The following is a 19,238-nucleotide window of genomic DNA, read 5'->3' as shown; positions in this document are numbered from 1 at the left end:
GAGAAAGCCCATTTCTTCTAGAGATGGCAACGATTGCCGCTCGCCGTCTTAGTCATTAGTCATTAGTATTGTTTAACACGATAAATCACGTATATTTGCGATTTACTGACATTATGTAGCTACAGGCGAAAGACTAAAATAAATAAGGTAATTCAATTTAGAGCATAAGACAATGCAGGAAATCAACGTTGATGCCCGTGTAGATAAGAATGGTTTTCTCTACCTAAAAATGCCTCCAAGTCTTGCAGGTATGGAAATAAAAGGAAACCTATTGTATCAACTTCATCCTATTTCCTTCCAAAATATAAAAGCGAAAAAGATTGATATTAATGTTGTTCGCAGTATCTGTCATAAAATTATAAATTTACCAACTCTTGATAGATAGCAGAACACCCGATGAAATTATTGGCTATAACGAGTTTGGAATACCAGAGTAATGGTTATTGATACTTCAGTTATCCTCGCAATTATTTATGCTGAACCTGAAGAATTGATATTTATTCAACTAATTGACGAAAGCGATGATTGCCTACTTTCTGCTCCGAGCTATGTTGAGGCTTCCATAGTTCTGGGTACTAAACAACGGGAAATTATTGAGAGCAGTAGGCGTAGCCCGTAGTCAACATCATAACTAGGTGATTCTGAATTCTGAATTCTGATTTCTGACTTCTTCTTCAATTGTATTTTACCCGTGCATCCAGACCTAATGAGCGGAGCTTTTTCGTTAGCGTTTCTGCTTGGGCGCGATCGCTAAATGCTCCAGCATTTATATAATCCCCTAGATTGGATTGCTCCGCGATAGCATTGGGTATATATTGTTGCACTTTACTTAGAGTATCATTACTGGAAATGGGAATTATTACTCTGTAAGGATTATTAGCAACTAATGTATTGCCATTGGTAACAGGTACTACATAGTCATTGGCAGGAGGTAATGCATAGGGATTAGTGTTAGCTAATACATAATCATTATTTGGAGTATAATTGCCTTCAGTTGAACCATTCAACCCTAATGCTTCCCAAGTTTGCCAATCTACATTTCCAGTAGAATTAATTCGAGAATATTGCTGGAATGCAATCACAGATTGTCTGGTGTAATCGTTGAAAAGTCCATCAGGATTGGTATTAGAGAAACCCAACTGCGCCAAACGCTGTTGAACTAATCTGACATTTTCTCCGCGATCGCCTACAGTTAGATAATTTCTACCTGATTGTTGAATACCACCTGTGGAGACTCTACGCACTGAGTCTAAAACTTGGGCATTAGCAATGCCATCAACAGGTAGTCCATTATTTCGCTGGAATGCAATTACAGCTTCTCTAGTCATTGGGCCAACATTCCCAGTAGCATCAGCATTTAAATAACCTAACTGCCGCAAACGCACTTGGAGTTCTCTGACTTGTTGAGTGGAAAGACTCGATCTTCCTGGAGTCGGAGAGGAACCCATTAGTGCGTTCCAAGTTTGTCGATTCACAATCCCGTTAGCAGTTATGCGATAACTTCGCTGGAATGCAATTACAGCATCTTTAGTAATTCGTCCAAAATTCCCAGTCGGATTAGTATTAAAGTAGCCTAACTGCCGTAGACGCTGTTGTAATCTTGTGACGGCTGCACCAGTTTTGCCTTGAGAAAGAGTAGGATATTGACCAACTGGCGAACGCGATCCACCACCGATATTTCTATTAGAACTTCTACTTTGACAGGCTCGTTGCAAGGCTCGTTGAGTACTAATACCCACAACTCCATCAGCCGATATTCTATTTGCTTGCTGGAATTTGATCGTAGCATTTTGAGTCAAGCTAGCAAACTTACCTGTCACCGGGCCGTTAAAATAGCCTAACTTTTTTAAACATCTCTGGGTACTGCTAACTCCAGGCCCATTACTTCCTATTTTCTGAAGTGCTAAAGCTTGTCCAGCAATACTCAGAAGCCCCGTAATCAGAGCCACAGACAAAAGACGCATTGCAGCACCAGTCGATAACTTTTTCCAATTTAAAAATTTAAAATTAACTACGATAGGAACAACCTTGATGCTTTCGGATGCCTCGTAGACTGAGGCAAGCTTGATTAAATGGCTAGCTACCCCTGTTTTCACTTGCTTTTTTCGAGTTAACGGCTATAAAAAACTATACCACTTACTATGTGTAATAATTACTTTTCGTATGATTCTTTACAAGTAAGTGTTCTGGGGAGTAGGGAGTAGGGAGCAGAGAGTGGGGGGATGAGGGGGATGAGGGGGATGAGGGGGATGAGGGGGATGAGGGAGATGAGGGGGATGAGGGAGATGAGGGGGATGAGGGAGATGAGGGGACAAGGGGACAAGGAGATAAACAAAACTCCTAACTCTTAACTCTTAACTCTTAACTCAGCACTCCTAACGCCCAATGCCCCATACCTATTGCTCATCAACTTTTTCAGTATTACCTGCTTTCACCCAACCTTCTTGTTCGCTACCTTCCAAACGGATCTTTTGCCAAGCTTTATCCTCGCTTTCTGACAAAATAATAATTTTTTGATTAAAACCAACCCCACCAATCTTTTCAGCTTCTTGATTTGGTTGCGATCGCAAACTCAAGCCTTCAGCCCAACTAACACGTCCTCGGTAAGCTCCCGCTGGTAATGGTTTTGATGATGGGGTAGCCTTTGGTGATTCTGTCGGAGTAGAGGTTGAGCTTGGAGACGATTGAGTAGATGTCCCAGGTGTAAGGGCAGATTTACCTCCTCCAGGCTCAGTTCTTTTAGGAGCTTGGGCTTTCACCGAAGGACTATCATTGGAAAAAACGGGTTTGGCGGGAGGTATGCCGGTGCGATTCATAAAATAGAGTGCAATTGCAGCACCGCCACCTATTAGCACAGCGATCGCTAAGAAAAACCCCAGTATAAACTTTGTTAAGCCAGACAACATAATTAAAACCTGATTATCAAGAGTCAAGAGCGAAGGTGAGCCAATCATCTGCGTATTTTCCCCCGCATTGAAGGGAGTGATGTTGAACTGGCTCTCACGGATTACAAGTAGAGAAGCAAGTAACCCATCATTATAAGAATCAATTGTCTATAATAATTCATCATTAACTATTGACTTTTGACTAACTCATTATTGTAGCTATGCTGAATAGACATCTGGTGAAAATAAGCTGTTACGCATTTAATTTGTATATTTAATCGTGAGAGTTGTCATTGGTCATTGGTCATTAGTCATTTGTATTAGGACTTACGCAAGGTATAAATACTGCCTGAGCTTCGGATGCACTCAAATTTCCCTGGTGTCCCGCTTGCCTTTGGTGTTGATGCTACGTAACACTAACACCCCTTTGACACCGTTGCTGCCAAACACATCTAGAAGCGCCAAAGTGCAGGCTTCGTTGATTCGGCAGGCAGCATAAAGGCACATGCCAAACAAAGCGCGATTGCCTGGGTTGAGATTTCAGCCCTACCTGAGTTGCGCGATCGCATTTTGAATAGCTGTTGCCAATATACCTTGTGGAAAAGCAGCTATAATTTGCTGTTCCTGTTGGATCAAAAATTGCTTCAAAACTAAATCTTTTTCTGCTTCGGCTAAAATCATCTGCTGCATCAACTCTGCTTGCGTTTCCTCTGTGGCTGCAACACTCTGACGTTGAAGTTTTGCTAAAAAATTCTGCAATATCGCTGTGGCTTGTCCAGAATCAGCACTACTAGCAACAATATTGCGTACTTGAGCCGCCGCTTCATCATACTCAATTTGTCCAGAACCAGCTAAGTTAGTAATGCTACTGCCAGTAATCCAGAAATTATTCCCAAAACGGTTACTAATTTCCCTAAATGCCTCTGTTTGGTTTTCGACAATTCCTAGTAACCTATTAATTTGCTGTTCTTTAGTCGCCAGCAGTTGCTGTAACTGTTCATAGGCACTATTGAGGCGTGTCTCAACCTCGTGGGTGGAAACATTTTCGTTATGAGTTACCTTGACAACCCAAAGATCCCCTCGTTTCTCAACTCCTTTGATTTCTAGCCCTAAACCTTCGTCTTCTAACTGGAGTTTTTGCATGGTGAATGCAAAAGCACGCCAATTAACTCCTTCTCTAAACACTAATTCAACGACATTACCAACTTCTTGATAAAGAGATTCAAATTCTCTGGGATTAAAATTGCGATCTGCTGGAAAGCGATCGCTTGGTTCTCCTTTATCATCTAATCTGCGGTAGATGTAGTCACACTCGACATTTGTAAAGCACGTTTGGCTATTAACGTTCCAATTTAGAATACAGATTCCGGTTAAGTTAGCATCTGTAAAGTCAACGTCGATAACTTGAGTATTTGCTAGGATACTACCACGCATGTCTGCACTTCGCAAATCTGCACCAGTAAGATTTGTGTCAATGAAATTCATGCGGCGCAAGTCTGCACCTTGCAGATAAGCACCTCGCAAATTCAAGCCACCAAAGTCTGGATCTTCAGAATACCCCTGAGTCAAAAGTTTTTGTACCTTGGGTATTTCTAAATCCATATAGCGACTATCGACTCTTGATCTTTCGAGTCCAGTTACATGTTGAAAGCAAGTGCGGTAAAGTTTTCTTGCCCGTAAGTCAGTGTTAGCTAATTTAGCATTTCTAAAGTTAACTCTACTAAGGTCTAGATTGTAGAAAGATGTACCACCCCATGAACCAAAAGCTAGTGCCCATACGCTTAATAAATTCTGGCGATTTAAAGGTATATTCCTAAAGCGGTTGCTTAACCATGCACTTCCTGCTATGTAAGATCCAAATGCAATTCCTCCTGAAATAATTGCTATTTGTAAATTAAAGTATGACAAATTTTCCTGAAATTTTGTGTACTGAAGCTCTAAAGATATCTCTATGAGAGAACCTAGCACGCTTGCAATTATAATCATAATCAAAATTCCAAATATTTTTAACGATTGAAACCAATTAATTAAAATATCGCTGCAAGCAAGAGCAAAGCAGAACACTAAAAAACTTATAATGCTAATTAATAAGCCAAACAAAATTATAAATAAAGCTTCTGGCAAGAATAAATTAGGCGAGAATAATTTTGGATTTTGCAAAATACCTAAATAGTAGAAGAAGTAGTACATTAGCACTGGAACTACTACCGCTAGTATGATAGATAATATTCCTATCAAGGTAATTCTATTCAAACTTTGGTAAATTGCATTTATCAAAACAATAGATACAACTAATATCATTAATAGATATTGTAATTTACCATCCGTTCCTATACCTATTTGCAAACTGGCAAGCGCACCTAAAAAACCTGCTAAAAAACCTGCTATTAAAAATAATAAAATAGTTATTATAATTGCTTTACTGAAATTAATTAAACTTTGTCCAGCAACAATATTATTTAAATTCGATTGTAAAGATTTTTGGCTAAAACGCTTACTTCTAACATTTGTTGCTTGATCATACATAAAATTAAACAGTAGTCTTTATACTCTTAAAAATAAGACTACATTGTATATTCATAAAATGGCAGTTGATTAAAGTTAATTTTTATTAATAAAAATTAAAAATTATATGGAAGCTAAGGATAGTCATACCAGTCAAATAACTATAGATTCTTCATTTTGGATTTTAAACAACTGGTTCGGAACTATAAAGACATCAAATTTTTCTACGCAAGAACCAGACACAATTTGGTTGACACGTAAAGATTTGCTTCATCCTGAAGAGGAGGAACTGGATAAAATTCTAGAGACTTTTAAAAAGCGTGTTGAATATGCTAAGTATTCACAACAGAATGCTCTAGTTACTTCTGTAATAGGAATTCCAAATTTTTTACCTTCATCTTTTTTATCAAGAGCAAACCAAATAAGTCTGTCTGTTTGTCGAATAGTTAGAAATTTTTCGCATGAAGATTTTATCAAAATTGTTGAATATGCTCTCAGTCTAAATAGCAATAATTTTGATACCCAAGATAAAGTTAAAGAAATATTCTCAATTTCTCAATCATTAGCTGAGGAGATTTTTAGGAATTCAGAGGTAAGACCATTAGAAGTTTTAAAAAATATTACTGTTAGTCAGCTTGCAAAGCTAAATCCTTTACCAATTGGAACTGGTTTTCTAGTGGGAGGTACTCATTTAATGACAAACTTCCACGTAATTCCATCTCCAGAAGTTGCTTGTCAGTGTATAGCACAGTTTAACTACACTGATGAACCATCAGATATTTCACAATCTATTATAGAATATGAACTGGCCCCACAAGAATTATTTGTTTACAATGATGAATTCAGAATGGATTATGTAATAATCCAACTAAAGGATTACTCATCAGGTAAACAAACTGGATACCAGTTTGGGTGGATTACTTTAAATGAAGATAATAATAATATAACTCCAGCTTTAGATAGGAATGGTGTAAATCTTCTAATAAACAATGGCTTTAATGAACAAGACTTAACATCTTTAGGCTGGACTTATGAAAATCCAAATATAGCTGGAGAACCAGTCATTATTATTCAACATCCGAAAGGTAGACGCAAACAGATTATTTTATATAATAATCAGGTTAATGGTTTAAAGAAATATTTTTTGAGATATGAAGCTGATTCTGATTACGGTTCTTCTGGAAGTCCAGTTTTGAATACTAAATTAGAATTAGTTGCACTAAATCATGCAGCTATACCTAATAATCTTAATCAAGAGGAAATTATAACAAGTCCTACTCCTCAAAAAACTCAGATAATTGCTGAACAAGGCATCCGAATTTGTCGAATTGTTGAAGATTTAAAGAAAAAAAGTCTGAGCAATCCTAAGCTGAGAAGCTTTATCCAAGATTTTGTAATCACTTCTGAGCAGCTTAACTACCCACCCTTACCATCTGCGCTTGAATTAGATGGATTGAATGATTACATACTTTTAAGAGATTGGCAACAAGAAAAACCTATTGATGAATTTAGCATTGAAGCTTTAATATGCCCCTATTCTAATGAAGTAGAAAGTACAATATTCAGCAAATTTTTTCAAGGTTCATCTGTTGATGGGATTGCAACGCTTGGTTATGACAGTATACGAATTTATCTAACAACAAAAGGTAAAATCGTTTTTTCCCGAAAAATGTATATGCTTCCTACTCTACCTCTTGAGATACCTGAAGAAAAAGATAAGCAGAAAGAAGTTATCTGTAATCTGCAAAGTATTCTGAAGAGCCTGTATATTAGTAAGAATCCTAATCATGCTTACTATAGGTATGAACCCAGTGGCGAATATGATGATGCTACTAAGCAAGCATTAGAAGAATTTGTATCTGATTTTAATGAAAACCAAGATAAGCAAGAACAGACTATTTCTTTTGATAAAAGTAGTGATATACATAAAATAGCTCCGAGAATATTAGATGCTTTAAATTCAAAAATTACTTTTTTTGGATTGTATGAACTGGATTATGAGAAGATAGAAAAATCTAGTGACGATAATAGATTTAAAATACCTGCACTTGAAAATCCAAGTAGAGGAGAAATAGTAAAAGCACTTCAAAATATTTTAAAAAGCTTGGATTACTATCAAGGTGATTCAAATGGTTATTTCGATCAAAAAACGAGAGAAGCTGTTAAACAGTTTCAAAAATATTATGGACTCAAGCCGGATGGTGTTGCTGGTCCGTTAACTCAAAAAATGATCGCTCAAATTCAATCCTATGAATACATGACAAATGAAAAGGTTCAGTTTGACCAATTTAATCATATTGCTATAACTTGCAATATAGGTCAAGAATTAAAAATATATATTAATGGCAAAGATTCCAATCTCCAATTATGCTCAGCTTGGTCTTCAGAAAAATCATCACAACTTACAAAAAGTATATCTGCTCAGAAAAATGTTGATCTCACTCAATGTAGTCCTCTTTTCATTGGTGCTTACTCTAATAAAAATTTTGCCATTCCGTCTTTTCCGCCTGAAGGCAACTTGGGGAGTTTTTTCAAAGGAGCTATTGCTGAAGTACGTTTGTGGAATATAGTTCGTGAGGAAAAAAATATTAAACAAGATAGATTGCGGCGTTTAAGCAGTCAGCAAGAAGAAGGATTGATTGGTTATTGGAGATTTGAAGAAGGTGAAGGCAATCAAGTATGTAACCTAGTATCCAAAAAAGATAAGAGTGAAGTTAGAGGCGCAACATGGTTACGTCAATCTAACTTTCCTACTCCACCTTTGCCTTCTGCATTAAATTTCAATTGTGAAGATAACCGTGTTGATTGTGGCAATGATTCAGGTTTAGATATTACTGATGGAATTACAGTTGAAGCATGGATTAAACATTTTTATGGAAATGCGTTAATTGTGAGTCGAGGCTGTAGAAAAATTGATGATAAAAGACATGAAAATGGTTATTCTCTTTCATGGCTTAATGGAAGAATCCGGGTAGAGTTAGGCAATAATGACAATTCTAAACCTTATTCATGCGTTGAGACTCAAGAGCTTGCCCCTAATGATAAATCTTGGCATCATATTGCATTTACGTGGGGCAAATTAAGAGATGATGATAACTCACAGGGAGGACAAGAAATAGAAATATATATAGATGGAAAACGACAAAATTGTGTAGTTATCACAGGAGATTATAAGAGTATGTTGGCTGGAGGGCAGCATAAAACTTGGGGTATTTTCACAGCACCAATTGGCAAACCTGATGAAACTTTACATATTGGTAGTGGGAAAACGTCTTCTACTAAAGATAATTCTAATTTATTCAACATCTCTATAACTGATGTTCGACTTTGGAAAGTAGCTCGTACTCAAGATCAAATTAAAACAAATCTGTTTCGGCGGGTGAAGGTTGATGAAGAAATTAAAAATGGGCTAATTGGTTACTGGCGACTGGATGAAGGTGACATTAAGAGTGTACGAAATCTTGTACCTGTTAAAGAAAACGGAAGTGACAACGAGTATATATCCTGTGCAGTAGACCCAACCTGGGTTCCCCAGCTAGATTAAGTTTTGATAGAAACGCAAATACGCAAACCTACTAATCACTTCTTCTTCAGCACGGGTGTTAAATGTTCGGGTATTCCAGCCATGCGGATACTGCTACAACCAAACTTGTAAGCAAACTCAACAGACTCTCCTGCACCTAAAGCATCATAAAATCCTACCGCAAACTCAATAGCGGCTCGATCGCCGATCGCTTGATTCATACCAATTACGTAAGGGATGTGACGAGCGATCGCTTCTGCTTGAACTTCACTATAACAAGCGTTGAGAATCACGCATTCCATCTTTTCACAAAACAATTCAAATAATCCTGCCAACGCCTCTGTGTCTACAAACTTAATGTTTCCATTTTGATCCTCTAGTACCAAACCTTCTTCTCCTCCCCCATGTCCAGAGAAATGGACAATTTGGGGTTTAAAATCTAGCATCGCTCGTTGAATATCTCTGGTACGTACAGCCCATCTCTGCTGTAGTTGAAATTGCTCACGACGTTTTGCTCTATGCAATCCATCCTCAATATCTCGTGCCTCTTCCTGTAAGCGAAGTTGGGATGTACCTTGAGGATTAGCAGCTAAAAATAAGATGGTTCTGACCACCGCCGCTTTAGTTGAATCTGATTCAGTGGCTAGTTGGTGAGCATGAGCTTGAGAATTTTGATTCTCTAGTTTGAGAATTGCTTCGTTGTAATGAATGGAACCAGAGCCAGTTAGATTTGTAATCGAACTGCCTGAAATGTTGAAAGTGTTCTGTGTTAAAGACGGATCTGATTGAGACATAAATACTAGAAAATAACTTTAAATATAATTTTGGTACATACTTAGACGCTACTTAGCACTAACACACCTCTGACACCATTGCTGCCAAACACGTCTTTCACCGCCAATGTGCAAGCTTCATTAATTCGGCAAGCAACATCTGTCTTCGAGGTAGATGATCCGAAACTAAAACGGGTACGGGTTAGCCTGTGGAAAAATCTGCATTTCCGTAAAGCGGCGACACGTTCGATGTCACTGATTAAAGTTGAACGTTTTGATCTTCAAGATAATGAACAAGTGTCAAAACCTTTGTAGAGACGTAGGAGTGCTACATCTCTACATTTTTTTTGGTTCACGTAGTCCGCCGGAGGCGTTCGCTCAAAGGACTGTGTTTCGATGCTAAACGCGCTCTCCCAGCAGCAGCCCATTCTTGGAGTTGCTGAATTTGCTCTACGGCAGTTCGTGCCAAGGGGATGATTTGACTAGCTGCTTCTAAAATGTCGTCGGTAGCAAAGTCGCGGTTTTGGCTAAATCCAATATGCATCGCTTCAATTAAAGTTTGCTCAATCTCGGCCCCAGAAAAATCGGGTGTTTCATAAGCTAACCTTTCAATGTCATAACTTTTTAAGTTATGGAGGCGCAATCGGGATAAATGAACATCATAAATTGCTTTTCTCTCTTCTTGGGTGGGCAAACCCACAAAGAAAATTTCATCAAATCGCCCCTTACGGAGCATTTCCGGCGGTAAAGCTTGGATGTCGTTGGCGGTGGCAACGACAAAGACGGGTGAGGTTTTTTCGGCTAGCCAGTTAATAAAAGTACCAAACACACGGCTGGCTGTTCCTGCATCACCTTTGCTACCAAGTCCGGCAAAGGCTTTATCTATTTCATCAATCCACAAAATACAGGGCGCTAGGGCTTCAGCTACTTGGATCATTTGGCGAGTCCGAGATTCTGATTCACCTACCAAACCACCAAATAACCTGCCCACATCCAGACGTAGCAGGGGTAAATGCCAGTGATGAGCGATCGCTTTTGCCGTTAACGATTTACCAGTCCCCTGAATACCCACCAACATTAAACCACGGGGGTGCGGTAATCCGTACTGTCGCGCCTTATCAGTAAATGAACCTCCCCGACGAATCAGCCAGTCTTTCAAGTTATCCAGTCCGCCAATATCAGAAATTTGTTCAGTGGCGGGGTAGAAGTCCAGGATTTGGGTTTGACGGATAGTTTGGCGCTTTTCTTCCAAAACCAGATCCACGTCTTCTGGCTGTAATTCTCCGTGGGTAGCGATCGCTTTTGCCAAAACCCGGCGAATCCGTTCCATCGAAAGTCCTTGACAAGAGCGCACCAAATCATCTAAAACTTTTCCAGAAAGGGAGTTACCAGTACTTTGTAGCAAGCGTTCCACCTCAGTTTTAATTTCTAAAGCGGCAGGTAAGGGAAATTCAACGACTGTCAGCACTTCCGTTAAATCGTCAGGGATGGCGATGCGTGGCGACAGTAGGACAATATTTTTTGGTTGCGACTTGAGGAGTCTGGACAGATTGCGGAGTTTGCGAGCGATCGCAACATCATCTAAAAAGCGATGATAATCTCGTAGGATCAATACCGCAGGTGCGGAAGCTGGTAATTTTTCGATAAATTCTAAAGCTTGCAACGGGTTACGCCGCCCAAACCCCACATCATTGGGGTTTCCCTGGTAGCCATCGACAAAATCCCAAGTATACACTGGGCGATTACCCTGGTTAGTGGCTTCTTCTCGGATAGCTGCTTCTACCCGCTCCTCTTCGTATGTGGGAATATAAATCAAGGGGTAGCGGGCGCGTAGCAGCAGTTTAAACTCTTCACGGAAGTTCATATATAGCTGTTATTGGTTAGTTTATCTTGAACGCAATGTACAACTTTCTTGGTTCAGAAAGCTAATGAGTAACCAGCAAGAACAATACAATATTGATTTTCTCGTTCAGCAACTACGCACAAGTCAAGATAACGCTGTTCTTAAACAGACTGCTAAACATTTGGGGTTTCTTGGTGCTAATAACCCGGATGTCATAGCTGCCTTGATTCATGTAGTACGCACCACAATTGATGAACCAACACGCTGGACAGTAATTCAAAGTTTGAGCGAAATTGGTACTGATAATAATGATGTTATCCAAACTTTGATTGAGCAACTTAACACTGCTCGTGTACCTACCCGCAGGATAACAGCTCAGAATTTGGCAAAAATTGCTGTTGGTAATCAATATGCAATTACTATTCTAATAAGTTTGGCACAAATAACTGAAGAAGAACATACTCGCCAGTATGTTGCTTATAGTTTAGGATTTATTGCAAAAGGTAATAGAGAGGTTGTTAATACTCTAATTGATTTAATCTATAAAAGTTCCAATGAATATACTCACAACTTATGCGTTGACGCTTTTACAAATCTTGGTGAGTGGAATAAAGATATAATTGACGCTTTAATTCATATAAACCAAACAGCAGAATTTTATACTCGTTTTAAAATGAATCGGATGTTAAAAAAAAGAGGCTATACTTCGTATTCTTCATTTCGTCCATTTTTAGAAAAAATTAAAGAATAAATTAACCAACCTGAATAATAGGTCTGACTTTTCACGGTATCTGAAAAACCTCTCCCCTTGTAGGTTAGAGGTTGGGTTTTGCGTGGTTATTCCATACGATCTGAAAAGTCAAAATAATAGGTACGTTTATCCTAAAAATTCTGGATCGTTTAATATTTCTTCCATCATTTGACCAAAAGATGGATATCTTTGTGCATCTCCATATTTAGAATCAAAGAACCAAGCTTCACACTCACCATCACTTGTAATAACTTGAGGATTAAGTAAAAAAATCATAAAATATTCCTCAGTACTAATTTCCAGACACGTTTGTAGCTCGACTTTATCCAAAATTAAGAACTCGGTTTTCTTTATCCGGCAAAAACCCTGGCTTTTTGGCAAATACTTTTTCCATCTCACAGATTATGGATGAAGTTAAAAAAGTAAAACTACTGTCCCACAAAGGTTTCAGCTTAAGCGATCGCGTTGCGAAAAAAATGGATAAAGTCGAGTGTAGATGTTCTACACGAATATAAGATTGCTCATTAAACTCATATTGGAAGTATTTAATAAAATATAAAACAATAAGCCTGTATACACAGGCTTAGTTCGTGTAGCCGCAGACTTAAGTCTGACGGAATTACTAAATTATTGCCCTGGAAGTTGCTTTTTCAAAGCTTCCAGAGAAGCCCAACGGTTATCAACTGGAGTTTCACGACTATCGGAACTATCAGAACTATCCACAGTAATACTTACAGGAATACCTGGACAATTGCGATCGCATAACTGGCGCTGAGGTATTGCCAAACACATCTGCTCATACAGCCATTCGTTGGGATAAAAATAACCATCGGGCGGTAGAGTTTCCAGCAAATCCTCCATAGTCACTTCCCGCTCTAGGGGCAAGTCATTTGCCTGATTTGCAGTTTCATCTAACCAGATGATTTCCTTCGTATCAAGCCCTAAACGGCGATTGTATTGCTGCAAGCAACGGTTGCAGGTACAAGTAATAATTGTTTCTGCCTGACCGGACACTTCTAAGTAATTCCCATGATGTTGCACGCGTACATGACCGCGAACTGGTGTTAATGTTTCTAGACCAGGCAGGAATTCTTTAACTTGAACTTCCTCTGTTCGCTCCGATGCTCTAATTAGCTGCGGAATATAAATTGCGTCCATAGGATTTGTGAGACATCCTCACTAAAATTTATCTTGATTACCAGTAATTATACTGGTATTGAATTTTTATTTTATTCCTGAAAAACAAGAGAAGTTTTGAAATTATATATGGTTATGAGTTTTCAATTAACTCCAAACTCCTGTACAGACGCGATTAATCGCGTCTCTACTGCTAACTCCTAACTCCTTCCAACGAAGCTGGACAGACAACCAGATGACGATGTGGCTCTTTACCGCGACTGAAGGTTTCTAAATCTCCAAATTCCTTCAAGAAGGTATGAACTTGACGCCGTTCAGCAGAACTAAGAGATTTGATTTCCACTTCTCTACCAGAAAAGCGCACTTCATCAGCTGCTGCTTCTGCTAATGCGCGAATTTCAGCTTCTCTTTTCACCCGGTAGCCATTTAACTCAATGGTGTAAGAGGCTTGTTCTTCCGGGGGTTGGCTAAGGTTTAGAACCGAATTTGCTAGATACTGAATCGCATCTAACACAGAACCATCAGCACCGATTAATAGCTGGATTTGTTCTGATGTCAAATTGGTTTGGTCAATAGTCAACCAGTAGTTATCTGGTTCTGGAGAATCGCCGTCTTGGGATTGAGCAGTTTCTAAATGACCCTGAATCTCAGCAGTTATTCCAGTGAGTTCCAGCAGGGTTTTTAACCACTGCTGACCTCGCTGCATTGGAATGTCGCTCATGATCCCCCTGTAGCCTTTTTCTTAGGACTTTTTGGTTCAAACGGTAATGCTTTTTGTTCTGTGACTGCTGCTTCTTTCTCCTGGGTTTCTACAATTTTTTGCAGTTCTTCTGGTAGAGGTTCGCGGGAGAGAAGATAAGTTTGTGCAGTCTGGAAAATATTACCAATCACCATATACATCAGTACCCCAGCTGGTAGGGGAAAGAACAAAAACATCCCAGAAAAGATAACGGGGGTGATTTTGTTAACCGTATCCTGCTGCGGATTACCACCGCTAGAATTTTGCCCGGAAAGCATTTGGCTAACATAAAGGCTGATTCCAAAGAAGACGATCATGGCGACGATATCCCAGTGGATTGTGCCATCTGCATCTTGTGCGCCAACCCTGCCTAAAGCATCAATGAATAAAAAGCCTTTTTCTGCTGCTAGTCCAGGAATTGTTCCTTGAATAGTAACTTCTCCTGGTTGCAAGGCTTCTACATTGCCCTGAGCATCAATTTTTATCCTATCTTCACCCTTGGTAATTTTCCAATCAGGAATCAGTTTATTTTCTGGGTGTTCTACTAAAAGCACCTGAAACGGCTTACCTTCAACAGTCTGATACTGTATCTTGGTTTGTTCTCCCACCGCTAATTTATTTCCGCTAGGAATAATGGCAGCTACTTTAACGTGTTCCCCATCTGCAATGTAAATATTTTGAGGAGCAGTGGCAAAGGCTTGCGGTTGAATTTGTTCGATTTGTTCTGCGGGAAGAATTTGCAGGTTAACGCTGTAGTTCGCACTTGCAAAAGGGGAACCCCGCAAAGTGGCAAACAGCGCTAACAAGACTGGCATTTGCACTAGTAATGGAAAACAGCCTGCCAAAGGGTTGCCAAATTCCTTTTGGACATTAACCATTTCCTCCTGCTGCTTTTGCGGATCATCCTTATAGCGCTCTTTGATTTCTGCCATCCGCTTTTGCATCAAAGGTTGTACAATTCGCATTTTCCGCATGTTGCGAATTGAGCCAGCACTCAGGGGATAGAGCGCAAAGCGGACTATCAGTGTCAAAGCAACGATCGCCAATCCATAGCTAGGAAAAATCCCATAGAAAAAATCTATGATTGGCAGCATCACGTTGTTCGAGAGAAAGCCGATACCAAAATCCATTATTTTGAATTCAACCTGAGGTACTGTAAACTGAATCTAATTTATCTAAATCACGATCTATCGGCGACTATCTTTCGCTACGGATAGCCGCACATTCTACAAACATGGGGAGTAGGGAGTGGGGAGTGGCGAGTGGTATGTAGTTTTTGGTAAGTGGGAAGTTCTGAATTTTGGATTTTATGTGAGTAAATTTTGCATTCACTATTCCCTATTCCCTACTCCCTACTCCCTACTCCCTGCTCTCATCACTTATTGGCAGTGCCACTAAATTCGGGATTTTTCGCAGCAATTCTTTCATTAATGTAGTCATAGACTTCCCGAAACTTGGGAATTGCACGCAATTCGAGACGACTGCCGTTTTTTAGGGTAATCGCCATATCTCCCCAAAAGCCAATGCCACGGGGAACTTTGACGATTTTGACAATTTCTGAGTAAATTACGTCAGTGCGATCGCGCCCCTGCCAACCCCCGGTAACAGTAATTCGGCGATCGGTGATGCGGAAACGCAACCACAATGCCCTGACAATTGCCCCGACTGTTAATGGTAGCCCGACAATGGTTAGCCCAATCAGCAGGTTAACAATTAAATCCCCAACATGGGGCCCACCTTCATAATAAACATCTTCACGAATTCCCATCGAACACCTCAGCTTGTGCCAACAACTGCTCTAATTCTTGCAGAAATTGTGGGCTTACGCACTTAGATTCTGCTGCTGTGGGTTTGACAATGAATACTAGTCGCCATCCTGGTGATAATTTTGGTAGCAAGTTATGTAAAACAGCAGTCATTTGCCGTTTGATTCGGTTGCGAACCACTGCCCTTTTGCTGACTTTTGTGCTAATCGAAATGCCAATCCGCGTGCTACCAAGATGTGCTGAGTCAGTTACTTGTGTAGTCTGGGTGGCAGTGTCCAAAGAAGGTTTCGTTGAACATAAGGGCTTTAATGCTCTCAATGTTAAATAAGAGCCATGACGCCGAATTCCTTCTCGGAAAACTGCCTGGAAATCCTTTCGGGATTTTAGCCGATTTGCTTTGGGCAAAACCACAGATGCTCTTTATAGCTCGATCTGTCTTAAACGCTCAGACGGTGACGTCCCTTTTTTCTTCTAGCGTTAATCACGTTTCTGCCGTCTGGTGTCCGCATCCTGGCGCGAAAACCAGAGGTTCTTTTTCTCTTACGGCTAGTGCCGCCCAGTGTTCTTTTCATACTGTTCTCCTCTTAGGTGATTTTTATAAAAACTCACAATCTCTAATTGTATCACTTTAACAGGAAATAGGGAGTGGGGAGTAGGGCATTGGGAGTGCTGAGTTAGAAGTTAGGAATTCTCCGCTTTGCCCCTTATCCCCCTCATTCCCCTCATTCCCTTACTCACCACTCCCCACTCTTAAGTAATGCTCAAAATCCATGTTCCCATGTAGCGCAGTAATGGTACGTCCCCAGGGGAGAGCACTTGACAGTTAAAATAGTAAACTCCGCCGAAGGATGGGTTTTTCACGTTAGATAACACTACCTCAACTCCACTACCTGCTGGCACTGGATCTTGAGGAAAAATATTAATCAGTTTACCTTCTTTGTCCCACTTCACCTCAGAAAGCGGAACTGCTTTGCCTTTGACTCGGACTTCAATTTTTTTCTGGTCAAAAGTTCCTTTGTAATAATCAGGGTAGGTAATGGCAAATTGACCAACTGCCAATTTCATTCTTTTGGCTGGAATCTTTAATATGTATCGATCCCAACCATTAGCTTGTCCACCAAAATCTAACCTAAAGGGCAGCTGATTTTCTTGTTTGATGCCGCTAAACAGCGTAAATCCAGGTAAGCTTTGCGCCAAAGTTAAGGCTGGTAATCCAGTAACCAAAAAGCTAGTCACGGCTAAAGCAGAAAGTAAACGTCGCATAATTGGGCTTCCTCTACCAAAATATAAATCTGTTATCTAAAATAACTGTGTGTTAGTATTCTTTACTAAACTTTACTACTGGCTTCCTGACAATGGACGTTTAATTTCCAAAAAAAGTGCCATCATAGCTGAAGTTTAGGCAACAGCAAAATTACTTAGTAGCAAAATGAACATATATATTAAATTTACTTCATTACCCTTATGTAGCCCTGATTTGATTACCAAGTTGGTCAAATTTGCACTAAAGATAAACACAGTTGGGGTTGGATTGTGTTGACAAATATGTATAAATGTATCTAAAATTGAGAATTTTGTTATAAAATTTGATCCATGTCATCTGCGATCGCCAGTTAACTTGGGCTAAATTGATTAAAATAAGTTGAATTGGAATCGAAGTCGTAATTATTAAAATTTGATTGGGAAATTATAAAGCTTTCAAAATTCGGTCAATATTACTCTATAAGAAAGGAATACCAAAATTTCTCAATCCCGAAAACAAGCTAAAGATAAAGATGCAAAATTTGGGAATCAATTTAGGATGTGCAATACGTAACCCTGTTTGCAACTATCTGAAAATATGACATCTGCGAGCGGCAAAGCGGAAAGTCCGAGCGGAGGTTCCTTTCGCTCAGAACTTTACAAAAAAATGAGGCTTTGTCTGGAGAGCTAAAAGTGGGAGAGGAAAGATTCAAGGTTCAATCTACAAGTAAAATTCATGGCTGATGTTCCTGTCTAATTACTATGAGCGCGGAACACCCCTCGTCTGGACAATCGCTTACTTAGCAGAGATTAGGTATTTATCTTCAGGAGATTTCATGAGAATAGCAGTTGCTAAAGAAATTGAAGTTTGTGAACGTCGTGTGGCATTAATTCCTGACACCGTTGCCCGATTGGTAAAACAAGGTTTGGAAGTGTGGGTAGAAGCGGGTGCAGGAGAACGCTCATTTTTTGGTGATCCTGACTATGAAGCAGCAGGAGCCACAATAATCAGCGATACTGCCAAATTATGGGGTGAAACAGATATTCTACTGAAAGTCAGTCCACCGCAAGAACGAGAAGATGGACGCTCAGAAATTGATTTGTTAAAGGAAGGGGCTGTTTTAGTCAGTTTCCTGAATCCTTTGGGAAATCCGGTTGTAGCGCAGCAACTGGCAAATCGGAAAGTCACAGCTTTGAGTATGGAGATGATCCCCCGTACTACCAGGGCGCAAAGTATGGATGCTTTGTCGTCGCAAGCTTCATTAGCTGGTTACAAAGCAGTATTAATTGCCGCCGCAGCGTTACCGAAATATTTCCCGATGTTAACCACAGCCGCAGGCACGATCGCTCCAGCGAAAGTATTTATTATGGGCGCTGGTGTCGCTGGATTGCAAGCGATCGCCACCGCTAGACGTTTGGGAGCAGTAGTAGAAGCCTTTGATATCCGTCCCGCCGTCAAAGAAGAAGTGCAAAGCTTAGGGGCAAAATTCGTTGAAGTCAAATTAGACGAAGAAACCGTCGCTGCTGGCGGTTACGCCAAGGAAATTTCCGAGGCTAGCAAACAACGTACCCAAGAAGTTATCGCCGAACACATTAAAAATTCTGATGTGGTGATTACTACAGCTCAAGTACCTGGAAGACAAGCACCACGGCTGGTTACAGAAGAAATGGTGGCACAAATGAAACCCGGTTCAGTAATTGTAGATTTGGCTGCTGAACAGGGTGGTAACTGCGCCTGTACCGAACCAGGTAAAGATATTGTGTGGAACGGTGTAACAATTATCGGCCCTATCAATCTCCCGTCATCGATGCCAATTCACGCCAGCCAATTGTATGCCAAGAACGTAACATCGTTGATGCAATTGCTAATTAAAGACAAAGCTTTACAGGTAGACTTTGGCGACGACATCGTTGATGCAGCTTGCGTTACCCACGCTGGTGAAATTCGCAATCAACGAGTGCGGGATGAGCTACAAGCTTTGAATACTCAACAACCGGCGGTTAATTAGGGACTGGGGACTAGGGACTGGGGATTAGGGACTAGGAAATAAATACTTAGTACTTAGCAGTATTT

General features: G+C 40.0%; 20 protein-coding genes. 6 read left to right on the top strand and 14 right to left on the bottom strand.

The annotated features are described in order from the left end of the window. Positions 1–172: 172 nt before the first annotated feature. A complete protein-coding gene (locus RMY63_RS04660; RefSeq protein ID WP_322727573.1) occupies positions 173–385 on the top strand; it encodes a hypothetical protein in 213 nt (70 codons plus the stop codon). Positions 386–436: 51 nt separating this feature from the next. Further along, a complete protein-coding gene (locus tag RMY63_RS04655) occupies positions 437–619 on the top strand; it encodes a type II toxin-antitoxin system VapC family toxin (RefSeq protein WP_322727572.1) in 183 nt (60 codons plus the stop codon). Positions 620–674: 55 nt separating this feature from the next. On the opposite strand, the gene RMY63_RS04650 is transcribed toward RMY63_RS04655, so the two are convergent. From RMY63_RS04650 to RMY63_RS04635, 4 genes are all read right to left on the bottom strand, one after another. After that, complete coding sequence (locus RMY63_RS04650) at positions 675–2,096, bottom strand: peptidoglycan-binding protein (protein ID WP_322727571.1); 1,422 nt, start codon at positions 2,094–2,096, stop codon at positions 675–677. Positions 2,097–2,396: 300 nt separating this feature from the next. Beyond that, positions 2,397–2,906: an SH3 domain-containing protein gene (locus tag RMY63_RS04645; RefSeq protein WP_322727626.1), complete on the bottom strand. Its 510-nt coding sequence runs from the start codon at positions 2,904–2,906 to the stop codon at positions 2,397–2,399. 345 nt (positions 2,907–3,251) lie between these two features. Then, complete coding sequence (locus RMY63_RS04640; RefSeq protein ID WP_322727570.1) at positions 3,252–3,392, bottom strand: hypothetical protein; 141 nt, start codon at positions 3,390–3,392, stop codon at positions 3,252–3,254. A 39-nt stretch (positions 3,393–3,431) separates the two neighbouring features. After that, a complete protein-coding gene (locus tag RMY63_RS04635) occupies positions 3,432–4,871 on the bottom strand; it encodes a pentapeptide repeat-containing protein (RefSeq protein ID WP_322727569.1) in 1,440 nt (479 codons plus the stop codon). Positions 4,872–5,517: 646 nt separating this feature from the next. Between RMY63_RS04635 and RMY63_RS04630 the strand changes: the two genes are divergently transcribed. Beyond that, on the top strand, positions 5,518–8,934 hold the full coding sequence (locus RMY63_RS04630) for a LamG-like jellyroll fold domain-containing protein (protein WP_322727568.1): 3,417 nt from the start codon (positions 5,518–5,520) through the stop codon (positions 8,932–8,934). 35 nt (positions 8,935–8,969) lie between these two features. Here RMY63_RS04630 and RMY63_RS04625 read toward each other — a convergent pair whose 3' ends face one another. After that, a complete protein-coding gene (locus tag RMY63_RS04625) occupies positions 8,970–9,707 on the bottom strand; it encodes a CHAT domain-containing protein (protein WP_322727567.1) in 738 nt (245 codons plus the stop codon). A 78-nt stretch (positions 9,708–9,785) separates the two neighbouring features. Between RMY63_RS04625 and RMY63_RS04620 the strand changes: the two genes are divergently transcribed. Further along, entirely contained in the window at positions 9,786–10,001 is a 216-nt protein-coding gene (locus RMY63_RS04620) for a hypothetical protein (protein ID WP_322727566.1), read from the top strand. A 37-nt stretch (positions 10,002–10,038) separates the two neighbouring features. On the opposite strand, the gene RMY63_RS04615 is transcribed toward RMY63_RS04620, so the two are convergent. Beyond that, positions 10,039–11,550, bottom strand: coding sequence for an AAA family ATPase (locus RMY63_RS04615; RefSeq protein WP_322727565.1), 1,512 nt, complete (start codon positions 11,548–11,550; stop codon positions 10,039–10,041). Between the two features lie 64 nt (positions 11,551–11,614). On the opposite strand from RMY63_RS04615, the gene RMY63_RS04610 reads away from it, so the two are divergent. Beyond that, a complete protein-coding gene (locus RMY63_RS04610) occupies positions 11,615–12,280 on the top strand; it encodes a HEAT repeat domain-containing protein (protein ID WP_322727564.1) in 666 nt (221 codons plus the stop codon). 126 nt (positions 12,281–12,406) lie between these two features. On the opposite strand, the gene RMY63_RS04605 is transcribed toward RMY63_RS04610, so the two are convergent. From RMY63_RS04605 to RMY63_RS04570, 8 genes are all read right to left on the bottom strand, one after another. Continuing rightward, on the bottom strand, positions 12,407–12,661 hold the full coding sequence (locus RMY63_RS04605; protein ID WP_322727563.1) for a hypothetical protein: 255 nt from the start codon (positions 12,659–12,661) through the stop codon (positions 12,407–12,409). 246 nt (positions 12,662–12,907) lie between these two features. Beyond that, positions 12,908–13,438, bottom strand: a complete 531-nt coding sequence (locus tag RMY63_RS04600) for a DUF177 domain-containing protein (protein ID WP_322727562.1) — start codon at positions 13,436–13,438, stop codon at positions 12,908–12,910. Positions 13,439–13,610: 172 nt separating this feature from the next. Beyond that, on the bottom strand, positions 13,611–14,138 hold the full coding sequence (locus RMY63_RS04595) for a protein jag (protein ID WP_322727561.1): 528 nt from the start codon (positions 14,136–14,138) through the stop codon (positions 13,611–13,613). After that, on the bottom strand, positions 14,135–15,286 hold the full coding sequence (gene yidC / locus RMY63_RS04590) for a membrane protein insertase YidC (protein ID WP_322727560.1): 1,152 nt from the start codon (positions 15,284–15,286) through the stop codon (positions 14,135–14,137). The genes RMY63_RS04595 and yidC overlap by 4 nt, the downstream gene beginning before the upstream one ends. A 245-nt stretch (positions 15,287–15,531) precedes the next feature. Next, entirely contained in the window at positions 15,532–15,924 is a 393-nt protein-coding gene (locus RMY63_RS04585; protein WP_322727559.1) for a PH domain-containing protein, read from the bottom strand. Then, the gene (gene rnpA, locus RMY63_RS04580; RefSeq protein ID WP_322727558.1) at positions 15,911–16,333 is read right to left on the bottom strand and encodes a ribonuclease P protein component; all 423 of its coding nucleotides are present in this window, start codon (positions 16,331–16,333) and stop codon (positions 15,911–15,913) included. The genes RMY63_RS04585 and rnpA overlap by 14 nt, the downstream gene beginning before the upstream one ends. 26 nt (positions 16,334–16,359) lie before the next feature. Then, positions 16,360–16,494, bottom strand: a complete 135-nt coding sequence (rpmH, locus tag RMY63_RS04575) for a 50S ribosomal protein L34 (RefSeq protein ID WP_322727557.1) — start codon at positions 16,492–16,494, stop codon at positions 16,360–16,362. Positions 16,495–16,672: 178 nt separating this feature from the next. After that, positions 16,673–17,185 carry a DUF2808 domain-containing protein gene (locus tag RMY63_RS04570; protein WP_322727556.1) on the bottom strand — a complete coding sequence of 171 codons (513 nt, stop codon included), beginning with the start codon at positions 17,183–17,185 and terminating at the stop codon, positions 16,673–16,675. A gap of 815 nt (positions 17,186–18,000) precedes the next feature. On the opposite strand from RMY63_RS04570, the gene RMY63_RS04565 reads away from it, so the two are divergent. Further along, complete coding sequence (locus tag RMY63_RS04565) at positions 18,001–19,173, top strand: Re/Si-specific NAD(P)(+) transhydrogenase subunit alpha (RefSeq protein ID WP_322727555.1); 1,173 nt, start codon at positions 18,001–18,003, stop codon at positions 19,171–19,173. Positions 19,174–19,238 lie beyond the last annotated feature (65 nt).

Origin of the sequence: Nostoc sp. ChiQUE01b, from assembly GCF_034531255.1 — a bacterium.
GTDB lineage: Bacteria > Cyanobacteriota > Cyanobacteriia > Cyanobacteriales > Nostocaceae > Nostoc.
The sequence above is the reverse complement of the archived record's forward strand: the minus strand, read 5'-3'. Positions and strand labels throughout refer to the sequence as shown.